At 64.6% G+C, this 12885-nt stretch carries 11 protein-coding genes; 6 read left to right on the forward strand and 5 right to left on the reverse strand.

Going from position 1 to position 12885, the window contains the following annotated elements; genetic code table 11:
- The first annotated feature begins 50 nt into the window (after positions 1-50).
- Positions 51-1334 carry a cystathionine gamma-synthase family protein gene (locus ABID58_RS23775; RefSeq protein WP_354035080.1) on the forward strand — a complete coding sequence of 428 codons (1284 nt, stop codon included), beginning with the start codon at positions 51-53 and terminating at the stop codon, positions 1332-1334.
- A gap of 108 nt (positions 1335-1442) precedes the next feature.
- Here the strand turns inward: ABID58_RS23775 and ABID58_RS23780 are convergent, their stop codons facing one another.
- Positions 1443-1862, reverse strand: coding sequence for a CHRD domain-containing protein (locus ABID58_RS23780; RefSeq protein ID WP_148751292.1), 420 nt, complete (start codon positions 1860-1862; stop codon positions 1443-1445).
- 153 nt (positions 1863-2015) lie between these two features.
- Between ABID58_RS23780 and ABID58_RS23785 the strand changes: the two genes are divergently transcribed.
- Positions 2016-2942, forward strand: a complete 927-nt coding sequence (locus ABID58_RS23785) for a c-type cytochrome (protein WP_354035082.1) — start codon at positions 2016-2018, stop codon at positions 2940-2942.
- Here ABID58_RS23785 and ABID58_RS23790 read toward each other — a convergent pair.
- Together ABID58_RS23790 and ABID58_RS23795 are read right to left on the reverse strand one after the other, a co-directional pair.
- Positions 2939-3184 carry an Lrp/AsnC ligand binding domain-containing protein gene (locus ABID58_RS23790; RefSeq protein WP_129271476.1) on the reverse strand — a complete coding sequence of 82 codons (246 nt, stop codon included), beginning with the start codon at positions 3182-3184 and terminating at the stop codon, positions 2939-2941. The genes ABID58_RS23785 and ABID58_RS23790 overlap by 4 nt on opposite strands.
- Positions 3185-3298: 114 nt before the next feature.
- Positions 3299-5278: an ATP-binding protein gene (locus tag ABID58_RS23795; RefSeq protein WP_354035084.1), complete on the reverse strand. Its 1980-nt coding sequence runs from the start codon at positions 5276-5278 to the stop codon at positions 3299-3301.
- Between the two features lie 280 nt (positions 5279-5558).
- Between ABID58_RS23795 and thiD the strand changes: the two genes are divergently transcribed.
- The 4 genes from thiD (at position 5559) to ABID58_RS23815 (ending at position 9480) form a co-directional block, all read left to right on the forward strand.
- Positions 5559-6359 (forward strand): bifunctional hydroxymethylpyrimidine kinase/phosphomethylpyrimidine kinase, encoded by an 801-nt coding sequence (gene thiD / locus ABID58_RS23800; RefSeq protein WP_354035085.1) that lies wholly within the window; start codon positions 5559-5561, stop codon positions 6357-6359.
- A gap of 215 nt (positions 6360-6574) precedes the next feature.
- Positions 6575-7387 (forward strand): UDP-2,3-diacylglucosamine diphosphatase, encoded by an 813-nt coding sequence (locus ABID58_RS23805; protein WP_354035086.1) that lies wholly within the window; start codon positions 6575-6577, stop codon positions 7385-7387.
- Positions 7387-8430, forward strand: a complete 1044-nt coding sequence (locus ABID58_RS23810) for a glycosyltransferase family 4 protein (protein ID WP_354035088.1) — start codon at positions 7387-7389, stop codon at positions 8428-8430. The genes ABID58_RS23805 and ABID58_RS23810 overlap by 1 nt, the downstream gene beginning before the upstream one ends.
- A 66-nt stretch (positions 8431-8496) precedes the next feature.
- A complete protein-coding gene (locus tag ABID58_RS23815) occupies positions 8497-9480 on the forward strand; it encodes a threonine/serine dehydratase family protein (RefSeq protein ID WP_354035089.1) in 984 nt (327 codons plus the stop codon).
- Positions 9481-9544: 64 nt separating this feature from the next.
- Here the strand turns inward: ABID58_RS23815 and ABID58_RS23820 are convergent, their stop codons facing one another.
- Positions 9545-11305 carry a caspase family protein gene (locus ABID58_RS23820; protein WP_354035091.1) on the reverse strand — a complete coding sequence of 587 codons (1761 nt, stop codon included), beginning with the start codon at positions 11303-11305 and terminating at the stop codon, positions 9545-9547.
- A 248-nt stretch (positions 11306-11553) separates the two neighbouring features.
- Positions 11554-12840, reverse strand: coding sequence for a hypothetical protein (locus ABID58_RS23825; RefSeq protein WP_354035092.1), 1287 nt, complete (start codon positions 12838-12840; stop codon positions 11554-11556).
- Positions 12841-12885 lie beyond the last annotated feature (45 nt).

Here is a 12885-nt window from a genome sequence, read left to right on the forward strand (position 1 = left end):
TCTGGAGTTCCAACGCGCGGCGCGGATCTCGAGCAACAGCGAGGCAGGCCATGGTCAAACCGTTCCCGTCGAAAACCCATATCGGCAACCATATGCTGCATCCGGAAACGCTGATGCTGACCTATGGCTATGATCCGCAGCTGTCGGAAGGCGCCATCAAGCCGCCGGTGTTCTTGACCTCGACCTTCGTGTTCAGGACGGCCGAGGACGGCCAGGACTTCTTCGATTTCGTCGCGGGCCGGCGCGAGCCGCCGGAGGGCATGGGCGCAGGCCTGGTCTATTCGCGCTTCAACCATCCCAACAGCGAGATCGTCGAGGACAGGCTCGCCATCTATGAGCGCACCGAGAGCTGTGTCCTGTTCTCATCCGGCATGGCGGCGATCGCGACCACGATCCTGGCTTTCATACGCCCTGGCGATGTCATCCTGCACTCCCAGCCGCTCTATGGCGGGACGGAAACCCTGTTGACGAACACGCTTTCGCGTCTTGCGATCGGCGCAGTCGGCTTTGCCGACGGCATCGATGAATCGGCGGTCGGCCAGGCTGCGGAGGAGGCCATGCGCAAAGGCCGGGTGTCGATGATCCTGATCGAAACCCCGGCCAACCCGACCAACGGCCTGGTCGACGTCGCGATGATGCGCCGCGTCGCCGAGACCATTGGAAAGGCCCAGGGCCACATGCCGATCATCGCCTGCGACAACACGCTGCTCGGCCCGGTGTTTCAGCGGCCGATCGAGCATGGCGCGGATATTTCGCTGTACTCGCTGACCAAATATGTCGGCGGTCATTCCGACCTGATCGCGGGCGCGGCGCTCGGCTCGAAGGCGATCATGAAAAGCATCAAGGCGCTGCGCGGCGCGATCGGCACCCAGCTCGATCCGCATTCCTGCTGGATGATCAACCGCTCGCTCGAGACCTTGAGCCTGCGCATGGAGAAGGCCAACAGTAACGCGCGCCTCGTCGCGGACTATCTGCGCGACCACGCCAAGGTCGCCAAGGTCCACTATCTCGGTCATCACGACGAGGCCTCGCCGGCCGGACAAGTGTTCGCGCGGCAGTGTCTCGGCGCGGGATCGACATTCTCGTTCGACATCGTCGGCGGCCAGGCGGCGGCGGAGAAATTTCTCAACGGCTTGCAGATCTTCAAGCTCGCGGTCAGCCTTGGCGGAACGGAATCGCTGGCGAGCCTGCCGGCGACGATGACCCATTCCGGCGTGCCCGCCGACATCCGCCATAAGATTGGCGTTCTGGATTCCACGATCCGGCTCTCGATCGGCATCGAGCACCCGTCGGACCTGATCGCGGATCTTGAGCAGGCGCTGAGCGCTGCGTAGGGACAGGCATGCTGTGAGCAAGCGTCCCGTCTGACACGCTCAGCCGGAATCGAAAAGGCCGGACGCGCAACTCGCGCCCGGCCCCCGCGGAAAAAATTGCAACAAAGCTTACTTGGTCACTTGGCCGCGGATTTCGCCGCCCGGGTTGGCCGCGGTGTGAATGTTGACGTAGAGCTTGCCGGCGAGCAGATCGGAGGCCTGCGCGTCGGTCAACGTCGCCGAGCCCTCAGCCGGGCTGTTGGCAGCACCCGGGATCGGCACCGCGACGCCGGCATTCTTGCCGGCCTCGGCGGGGCCATGGAAATGGGCGGCGGTTGCGGGGCCGGAGAGGCCGGAATAGCTCAGCTTCCAGGACAGCTTCTTGGTGGCGGCGTCATAGTCGAGATCGGCCGTGCCGGTGCCGCTGCTGGTGGTGGCGGGCACTTCGGACTTGCCGTCCAGCGTCGCCTTCAGTTTCTCCGCGCTGGCCGAGCCTGCGAATGCGACGGCGGCTCCGAGCGCCAGCGTGGCAAAAAGCGCTTTGTTCATGGGTCTCTCCCTGTTGACGCCTGATTGCGGTCAACTTGCAAACAGTGCGGTTCCGACTTTATTCCCGGATTCCGATCAAACCATCTAAATTATTCGTGGCTGGAGCGGCTGCGGGATGATCCGTAAATTCGCCGGAGCTCGATGGGATCCTCAATGCCGCGACGAATAATTTCTGTCATTTTGATTGCTGCTGTTGCAGCACTTGTCGTCTACTGGTGGCTGACCGCGCCGACCGCTTTGGCCTTACCGGCGCCGATGCGCGGGCCTGATCTCGTCAATGGGCAGGAGCTGTTCAATGCCGGCGGCTGCTCTTCCTGCCATGCCGTGCCCAACCAGCCCGATCGCCTGCGGCTTGGCGGTGGCCTGGCGCTGGGCTCGCCGTTCGGAACGTTCTATGCCCCGAATATTTCGCCCGATGCCGCCGACGGCATCGGCCGCTGGAGCGAGGCCGATTTCGTCAATGCGGTGATGCGCGGCATCTCGCCTGCGGGTACGCACTACTTCCCGGCATTTCCCTACACGTCCTATCACATCGTCAAAGTCGACGACGTTCGCGATCTCTTTGCCTATCTGAAGACGCTGCCGCCGGTGTCCGGCCGGGTGCGCGACCACGATTTGCCATTTCCCTTCAACATCCGCCGCAATGTCGGCATCTGGAAATTGCTGTTCATGGAGGTCAGGCCGTTCATGCCGGATGCAGCGCGATCCGCACAATGGAATCGCGGCGCCTATCTCGTGAACGGTTTTGGCCATTGCGCCGAATGCCACAGTCCGCGCAATTTTCTCGGCGGCGTCATCACTTCGCAGCGCTTCGCCGGCGGTCCCAATCCCGAAGGCGAGGGCTGGGTGCCGAACATCACGCAGAAGGGTATTGGCGGCTGGAGCGAGAAAGATATTGCCGACTTCTTAGAGACCGGCGATATGCCCGAAGGCGACAGCGCATCGGGCTCAATGCGGCCGGTGATCAAGAACCTCGCGCAGTTGACACCGGAGGATCGCGCCGCGATGGCGGCGTATCTGAAGTCGTTGCCGCCGGTCGACGGCCCGACGCCGCCCAAACGCAAGGAGGCTGGCGGTTAGCTGGTGCCGAACGCCTTGAAGGTGATGATGGTGAGCGTGTCCTGGATGCCGGGCAGCACCTGCACCTTCTCGTTGATGAAGTGGCCGATGTCGGTGTCGTTGTCGACATAGAACTTCACCAGCAAATCGTAATGGCCGGCTGTCGAGTAGATCTCGGAGGCGATCTCGGCTTCGGCAAGCGCATTGGCGACCGTATAGGACTGGCCGAGCTTGCATTTGATCTGGACGAAAAAGGGAACCATTGCAGTCACTCCGAAGGCGTATTCTTCCGGCTAATAGGCCAAAACCGGCCGGATTTAGCAAGCGGACTTGCGGCCTGCGGGGACAAGCCGCCCGCGCGCAAATACGGTTTTGCCCTACGAAGTCACCGTCACCGCGGCGAAGGCGTCCCTGAGCCGCTGGGCGAGCTCGGCCTTGCGATAGGGCTTGGTCAGGACCACTGCGTCGGCTTGCGCGCGGCCCTGCTCGAGCAGGGTCTCCAGCGCATAGCCTGAGGTGAACAGCACCGGCAGGCCCGGCCGAATCCGCCGGGCCTGGTCGGCGAGCTCCCAGCCGCTCATTCCGCCGGGCATGACGATATCGGTGAACAGCATGTCGATGCCGGGGTCGGCGCCCAGCCGCTGCAGGGCATCCTGGCCGTTGACGGCGGCGACGACGCGATAGCCGAGCGCCTCCACCCGCAGGATCACCGAGGAGCGCACGAACGGATCGTCTTCCGCGATCAGGATCTTCTCGTGCCCGCGCGGCGCGACGTCCTCGCTTTCCAGCGCATCGGCCAACGATTGTCCGGCACCGGCACGCGGCAGGTAGATCCGAATCGTCGTTCCCAGGCCCTGTTCACTATAGATCGAGACGTGACCATCGGACTGCCTGGCGAAGCCATAGACCATGCTCAGCCCGAGCCCTGACCCCTTGCCGACCTCCTTGGTGGTGAAGAATGGTTCGAATGCGCGCTCGATCACCTCGGGCGTCATGCCTTCGCCGTCATCAGTGACGGAAATCAGCGCGTAGGCGCCCGAAGCCACTTCCGGGTGCAGGGCACGATAGTCCTCGTCGATCGCGGCCAGTTCCGTGCTCAACGTCAGGTGTCCGCCTGATGGCATCGCGTCCTGCGCATTCAGCGCAAGGTTCAGCACGGCGGATTCGAGCTGGGCGCGGTCCGCAAAGGCCAAGATCGTGCCGGGCCCGAAGGCTGTCTTGATCTCGATGTTCTCGCGCAAGGTGCGCTTGAGCAGCTTGAGCATGGACCCGAGCAGCTCGCGGCAATCGACCGTCTGCGGCTGGAGCAATTGGCGGCGACTGAACGCGAGCAGCCGCTGCGTCAGCTCCGCGCCGCGTTCGCCGGACTCGCAGATGTCGTCGGCAAATTGCCGCAAATCGGGCCGCGTCTTGAGCTGCTCGCTGAGATGCTCGGCGTTGCCAATGATCACGGTCAGGAGATTGTTGAAGTCGTGCGCGATGCCGCCGGAGAGCTGGCCGACCGTCTCCATCTTCTGCGCCTGCTGAAGCTGCTGCTCGGTCAGCTTGCGCGCGGTCAGATCGTGGATGATGCCGACATGGATCAGATCGCCGTCCTGCCACGCCTGGCCCACCGACAGATCCATCGGGAAGGTCGATCCGTCCTTGCGCAGGCCGGCGGCTTCGCCGGTCGCGAAGCGCCGCGCATGACGGGTGGATGAGGGCCTCTCCTGGTTGGACATCAGCATGCCGATGTCGAGATTCATGACCTCGGCGGCGTGATAGCCGAACAGCCGTTCGCAGGCGGGATTGAACAGGAGAATGCGGGCTTGCGCGTCGAACAGGATGACACCGTCGACGGCGGTCTCGACGACCGCGGTGAGACGCGTCACGCTTTCACGCATCGCGCGCTGGGCGTCTCCGACCTGCCGCAGCAGCAGCGTCGCGTCCCGGCTCTTGATCTCCTCCTCCTCGAGCGCAGCCTGAACCTTCTGCAGCTCAAACGGGGAGGGGATGGTCAGGATTTTCGGCAAGAGCGGCCAAAGTGCACCGGCGGTGAAGATGGAGGCCGCAGCCGTGACCGCCTTGACCAGGCCCTCGATGCCGTAGATCGGGACCCAGAGCGTGTAGATCGACAGCACATGGGTCAGGCCGCAGGCCATGATGAAGATGGCGAACGCCCAGTAGACCCAGCCGAATTGGAGGTCTCGCCGCTTGGTGACGAGAATGGTGAGAGCGAACGGGATCGAGAAATAGGCGGCGGCTATGATGGCATCGGAGACGACGTGGAGCCAGATCAGCTCAGGTTCCCACAACAGGCAGATGCCGTGCGGTGAGAACATCGAGGAGTCGAGAATGCGTTCGAAGTAGGCCCACATGATACAGTCCCGAGAGGGTTGCAGGCCGGGGGCGGCCCGCAACATGGCATCGCCAGCGAATCGATCAATCTTTCACTGATTTGGATGGACCCGCCAAGGCCGGGCGATGACTAGGTCTTATTTGTCCGGATGTGCACGTTTCCGGGACGACGATACTGCGTGGCACCGCGCGTGCACGATTCGCGGCTTGCTGGTGCTCCGAGCGCGCGGTAGGAGAAGCCATGACTTCGAAATGCCTGACTTTGAAACGCCTGGCTTCGAAAACCCGGAAAACCGCCCGATGACCACGCCCGTGGCGCTCACCATCGCCGGCTCGGATTCGAGCGGCGGCGCCGGCATTCAGGCCGACCTGAAGACCTTTGCCGCGCTCGGCGTCTACGGTGCCTCCGCGATCACGGCGCTGACGGCGCAGAACACCAAAGGTGTCAGCGGCATTCACGCGGTTTCCGCGGCGTTCGTCACCGCGCAGATCGATGCGGTGCTCTCCGATCTCGACGTCGGCGCGGTGAAGATCGGCATGGTGGCGCAGGCCGAGACTATCGATGCGATCGCCTCTGCGCTGTCGCGCTGGAAGCCTCGCAATATCGTGCTCGATCCCGTGATGGTCGCAACCTCGGGCGACCGCCTGCTGGCGTCCGAAGCCGTCGAGGCCCTGCGCAAGAAACTGATTCCGCTGGCCTCGGTCGTTACGCCAAATCTGCCCGAGGCCGCCGCTCTGCTCGACGGGCCGCTTGCGCGAAGCGAAGCCGAGATCGAGAGTCAGGGGCGCCGCCTGCTCGCGCTCGGCTGCCACGCTGTCCTGATCAAGGGCGGGCACGGCGAGGGCGCCGAGAGCATCGACTATCTCGTCGATGCCGGAAACACGATTGCGCTTGCCGCGCCGCGCGTCGCCACGAAGAACACCCATGGCACCGGCTGCTCGCTCTCGTCGGCGATTGCGGCGGGTCTCGCCAAGGGCGAGACCCTGGAGCAGGCGGTGCGCAACGCCAAGGCCTGGATCAGTGTTGCGATTGAAGCAGCCGACCGCTTCAGCGTCGGCCACGGCCACGGGCCGATCCATCATTTCCACAAGTTTTACTGACGCCGGCTGCGAGCTGCGTGTTGGCCCCGCCGTTAACCAGCAGGACCAGGGTGTTCCGGGCTTTTGCGGGCAACCAATGCCGCCTCATGTCGCCTGATTGTCGCATGCGACTGATATTCGCGGGGAGGGCGAGGCGAGGTTTGATTCGTAGCTGAGGTGCCTCAAAGGTCCAATTGGTCATCCCCCTGTCACGGGACATTGTTACAGGCTGTCGCATGGGAAGTTACGATGTGAGTGACGAGAGCCCTGAAAGGCGCTTTCGCACCTTGTTCATTTCCGATGTCCATCTCGGAGCCCGCGGCTCGCAAGCCGACCTGCTGCTGGACTTCCTGCGCTACCACGACGCCGACACTATCTATCTCGTCGGCGACATCGTCGACGGCTGGGCGCTGAAATCGAGCTGGCACTGGCCGCAATCGCACAACGACCTAGTGCAGAAGCTCCTGCGCAAGGCGCGCAAGGGCGCCAAGGTCATCTACGTGCCCGGCAATCACGACGAGTTCCTGCGCAACTATTACGGCACGCATTTCGGCGGCATCGACGTGGTCGAGAACACCGTCCACACCGGCGTGGACGGCAAGCGCTATCTCGTCATCCACGGCGACATCTTCGACCTCGTGGTGCAGAACGCGCGCTGGCTCGCCCATCTCGGCGACAAGGCCTACGACTTCGCGATCCAGATGAATCGCTTCGTCAACTTCTTCCGCCGCATGTTCAAGGTGCCCTACTGGTCGCTGTCGCAGTGGGCCAAGCAGAAGGTCAAGAACGCCGTGAACTATATCGGCGCGTTCGAGCAGGCGCTCTCGGCCGAAGCACGGCGCCATGACGCCGACGGTGTGATCTGCGGCCACATCCACTACGCCGTGATCCGCGACGAGAATGGCATCCGCTACATGAATTGCGGCGACTGGGTCGAGAGCTGCACCGCGCTGGTCGAGCACGATGACGGTCGTTTCGAGATCATCACCTGGGCCGACCACGCCCAAAAGCCTGCAGCCGTACCGCAGGTGGCAGCAAGGGCGGCTTGATGCGCATCCTGGTCGCGACCGACGCCTGGCACCCGCAAGTCAACGGTGTGGTTCGGACGCTGACCAAGCTTGCTGACGCCGCCAAGACGCTCGGTACCGAGTTTACATTCCTGACGCCGCAATCGTTCCGCACCTTTGCGATGCCGAGCTATCGCGACGTGCGGCTCGCGATGCCGCGCCCGGCGCGCATCGCAAGACTGATTGAGGAAGCGCGGCCCGACAGCATCCACATCGCGACGGAAGGGCCGATCGGCCTGATGGTCCGCCGCTATTGCCGGCAGCGCAAGCTGCCGTTCACGACCAGCTTTCACACCCGCTTTCCCGAATATGTCCGCGCCCGCGTGCCGGTTCCGGAATCCCTGATCTGGCGGGCGCTGCGGCGTTTCCACAGCGCCAGCCGCGCCGTGATGGCGGCGACGCCAGCACTCGCCCGCGAGCTCAGCGAGCGCGGCTTTGCCAATGTCGTGCTGTGGCCGCGCGGCGTCGACACAAAGCTGTTCCACCCTCGCGCCATCGATCTCTGCCTCCCGGCACCGGTGTTCCTTTCCGTCGGCCGGGTCTCGGTCGAGAAGAATCTCGAGGCGTTTCTCGACCTCGATCTGCCCGGCACCAAGGTGATCGTCGGCGATGGCCCGGCGCGCAACACACTGGAAGAGGCCTATCCCGACGCGATTTTCCTGGGCGAAAAGCACGGCGAGGAGCTGGCCGACATCTACGCGGCAGCCGACGTCTTCGTGTTTCCGAGCAGGACCGACACGTTCGGCCTGGTCCTGCTCGAGGCGCTCGCGAGCGGGCTGCCGGTTGCGGCGTTCCCGGTGAAGGGGCCGCGCGACGTCATCGGCGATGCGCCGGTCGGCGCGCTGGACAATGACCTGCGCAGTGCCTGCTTCGCGGCGCTCGATGTCTCCAGGCCAGCCTGCGTCGAATTCGCCGCCAATTACACCTGGGAAGCCTCGGCGAGGGCATTTGTGGACAGCATCCGGGCGGCCGGCGCGGTGCTGCCCGGCCGGACCGGCACGGAACAGCCGCGCTTCGTCGCCTGAACGGATAAAAATCCTCGCGCGGAGATGTCTTGCCCGCGCCGCGTCCGCCGCGATAACATCGCCCCCATGTCCGAACAGCCCCTTCCGATCGGCCCCGCCGATATCGATGCCGCAGCGCGCGTGCTCGCGCCTTTCGCTGTCCGCACCCCGCTGTTGTCCTTTCCCGTGCTCAACGAGCGCGTTGGCGCGAAAGTGTTCCTGAAGCCGGAGATGCTCCAGCGCACCGGCTCCTTCAAGTTCCGTGGCGCCTTCAACAAGGTGTTCTCGATCCCGCAGGACAAGCGTGCCGGCGGCGTCGTCGCGTTCTCCTCCGGCAATCACGCCCAGGGCGTGGCGGCGGCGGCCAAGATCCTCGACATGCGGGCGACCATCGTGATGCCGGCGGACGCGCCGCTCTCGAAGCGTGAGCGCACCAAATCCTATGGCGCCGAGGTCGTGCTGTACGATCGCGACCGCGACGATCGCGAGGCGATCTCGCGCGGCATCGCCGAGAAGCGCGGCGCGACGCTGGTCAGGCCCTATGACGATCCTTTCGTGATCGCGGGGCAGGGCACCGCCGGCCGCGAGATCGCGGAGGACATGGCAACGCTCGGCCTCTCACCTGACATCGTGGTGGCGCCGGCCTCCGGCGGCGGCCTGATCGCAGGCGTCGCGACCGCCGTGAAGGCGCGCTACCCACTAGCCGAGATCGTGGTGGCCGAGCCCGAGGCGTTCGACGATCACGGCCTGTCGCTGACCGCAGGCCATCGCGAGCCGCACGGGCCTGCGGGCCGCACCATCTGCGACGCGCTGATGGCGCTGATCCCGGGCGAAATGACCTTTGCGATCAACAGCAAGCTTCTGGCGCGCGGCGTGACCGCGTCGGACAAGGAAGTCGGCGCGGCCGTCGCCTTTGCCTATCGCGAGCTGAAGCTCGTGGTCGAGCCCGGCGGTGCGGTAGGCCTTGCGGCGCTGCTTGCCGGCCGCCTCGACGTTGCCGGCAAGAACGTGGTCATCGTGCTCTCCGGCGGCAACGTCGATGCGGATCTGTTCGCTGAGCTGGTGGCCTGAGGTTTTGAGCTTTTGACATGAAGAAGGGGCAGAGCGTCGCCGCACTGCTCCTTCGTCGCCGCCATCAGTGCATGAAGCCGCGGTGGTTGTTGCCGCCATTCATGTTTGACTGGTTCATCGATTGACGGACATTGTTGCCGCCGCCATTCCCCATCGCATTGAACTGCGGCCGGTTGTTATTCTGCACCTGCACCTTGTTCACCGGGTTGTTGTCGAGTTTGACGCTGTTGTTGATGCGGATCGGATTGTTCTGGGTCTGGACATTCACCGGCTTGGCATCGCCAGTCGTGACGCCCTTGCCGATCGTCACGGGCATGCCCGCGACCTTGCCAGGAGGGGTATTGGCAGCGCCGGCATTACTGTTGCCGGTGTTCTGCGTGGTCACCGGCAGTGTCGTGATCTTGCCGATGCCGTTGTTGTTCGTCGTCGTGTTGGTCGGCGCGGACAGGGTGACGATCTTGCCCGGGGCCTGCGACGGCGTGCCGTTCTGCGAATTGCCCGCCGGCAGGGTGACGATCTTGCCGATGCCGTCGACCGGCTTCTGCACGACCGGCAGGCTGGCGTTCATCTGCGAGCCGCCGCTGCCCTGATGGATCAGCGGCATGTATTTGGGCTGGCCGAGATTGCCGATCTTGAGCGTCGGGGCAATGTTCTGCGGAGCCAAAAACTTCGTCGCCTGCATCAGGGGGATCAGCTTCGGCTGCGTCTCGAGCTTGTGCGCCATCAGCGCATACGGGCTATTGCCGTAGCTGTCGTAGAAGGCCTTGTAGCCGATCGGCGAGTTCGCGAGCACCGCCTGGTGCCAGGCCTGCGAGATCAGCAAATTCGACAGCAGCCAGCGGATATGATCGCACAGCGGGTCGTGCGGATACATCTGGATGAACTCCTGATAGTACTCCGGCCGTCCCTCGGACACGACGTAGTCATAGGCCTGCCGCGTCGAACGGCTCGGCAGGTTGGAGGCCATCTGCACGACCGGCGCATTCACCGGCGCGCGATTGGCTGCAACGGCCGTGTCGCCGAAGAAGGTGAAGTCGGAGGTCAGCGAGGAGCTCTCCCACGGAATCTGCGCGCCGCTGGTGGTCTGGTTGACCTGGAGCCGCACGCGCTTGAAGAGCTGCTCGATCGGCACGTTGGGCTCGCGCGCGACGTTCAGGAAAGCCTGGGTGTAGGGGCTGTGGCCGGCATTGCCATCGAGCGCTTCGGCGCCCGGCGCGGTCGAATAGCCGACGATGGAGCCGTTCGGCGCATCGACGATGGCAAGGCCGCGGCCGGCGTCGTTGACGTCAGGGAACGGGTTGTTGCGGCAGGCATCGAGGATGACGATGCGCATCCGGCTCGGGATCGTCTCCAGCGTCGACATCACGTCGACCAGGCGGACCGAATCGTTGACGAGCTCGGTCTGGTTCGACACCTTCGCGTCAACAGGGACGAGATAGTTCTCGCCGGCGAGCTGCACGCCGTGACCGGCGTAATAGACCATCGCCACCGTGTTCGGACCGCGCGCGGAGACCTTGGCCGAGAAATCCTGCACCACGCGCAGCATGTCGTTCTGACCGAGATCGGTCGCCGAGATCACCTCGAAGCCGGCCGAGTTGAGGAACTGCGCCATCGACTGCGCGTCATTGTCGGGATTGGCGAGCTGCGGCGCGTTCTGGTAGTTCGAATTGCCGATCACCAGCGCCACTCGCTGCTCCGGGCCTTGCAGCGCGGCAGGCGCAGCCGGTTCGACAGGGGCGACCTGTGCGGAAACGGGGCCGCAGCCGAAGCCGAACAGGCTTCCCAGCAGGCCGGCAGTCATCAGGGCGGATTTCAGGCGGAACATGGCGGGCTCCCTCGGGGCTCATCTCGATGCGAGATTGGTTGCGAGGAAGCTAGGCGGCGTTCGATCCCTGGTCCGTGATCGCGATCACCCCGGCGCGGTGCGTGATCTAGATCACGCGTAAGGGCGTGGGGCGCTTGCCTCGCGCTCCGTCATTGCGAGCGGGGCGAAGCAATCCAGAATCTTTCCGCGGCGGCAGTCTGGATTGCTTCGCTCCGCTCGCAATGACGGTGGAAAGAGTGCGAGCGCCTTTACGAGAAGAACGCGATCTTCTCGGCCTGGGTCATGCGGCGGATCGGCGCCAGCGCGTCGTTGGCCGCAGGGCGGGGCTTTTGCACGATGCCGCTGGCGAGAATGGTGGCGCCGAGCGAGGGTTCGGGCAGGGGGGAGGGCATCGGCAGCGACGCGGTCGGTGCTGCGCCGTAGGTTGCTGCGGCCGTCATCATGGAGGCCGGTTGCTCCATCGCTTCGGCTGCGGCTTCGGCGATGGCATCGGTGAGACGCGCGAGCGATTCCATCGCGATCGGGGCTTCGACGACCGGCTCCTCAACAACCGGTTCCTCGACATGCGGCGCGATTGGCGCCTCCATGGCGAACGGCTTCGCGACCCCCGCGGCCATCGGCTCCGGCTTGGGAATAGCCGCTTCCATCTCCATCGGCTCGACGATCTCGTCGAACTCCGGATCAGGCGCAGCCATCTCCAACGCGATCGCCGCGAGCACGGCGTCGTCTTCGGCCTCCGCGGCGGCATCGAACGAGAACTCGTCCGTGATCTCGGCGACGGAAGCGGGATCGGCGAGGCTGTCCTCGACCGCAGCAAAACTCTCTTCGACGGTGGCGTGGCTTTCGGCAATCTCGGGCGCGATCGCGACGTCCATCATCGCGTTCTCGGCGATGCTGCTCGCGTCAGCGGTCGCCTCGGGCTCCGGCGCGATGTCCTGCGGGGTCTCCGTCAAAGCCACGGATGCTTCGCTCGCCATCGCAACGGGCGCTCCGACGCCGTCAGCGTCCGTCTGCTCGACCCGGTCCCTGAGCAGATCGAAGGCGGCCTTGAGGTCGGCGCGCGGGTCGATGGTCGACACCTGGGCGCAGGCCGCTTCGATCGAGGCGAGCTGCGAATCAATCAGGTCGCAGATTCGCCCGTCGGCGCCGATCTCGCGCCAGCGCCAGGAGATCTCCTTGATGATGCGCACGCCGCGCGGAATCGGCGCGAGGCTCGCCTCGAGCACGGCCGGATCGAAAGCCTTGCCGGCGGCGCTTTCTGCGTCCTCGACCGCGCGGCGGATCGCGACCAGCGCCTCGGGCAGGCGGTCCTCGACGACGGGTTGTCGCTGTGCCGCAAGGGTTTCTTCGATTTTGGCGACCGCGTCGAGCACCATGCTGGTGTCGGCATTGCGGTTGCGCTTGGCGTACTCGCCGAGGAACCAGCGGCCGCGCGCGGTCTCCATGAAGGCTTCACGGATCGCGTCGTAATCCTGCTCGTTCGGCTCGGCCGCGCGGGCCGACATGGGCGAGAGGGCGAATGCTTCGTTGGCCATGACAATCTCGTCGCGCAAATCACCGCGCGTTACTGTAACGATCAC

The organism is Bradyrhizobium sp. S3.2.6 (genome assembly GCF_040546885.1).
GTDB lineage: Bacteria > Pseudomonadota > Alphaproteobacteria > Rhizobiales > Xanthobacteraceae > Bradyrhizobium > Bradyrhizobium cytisi.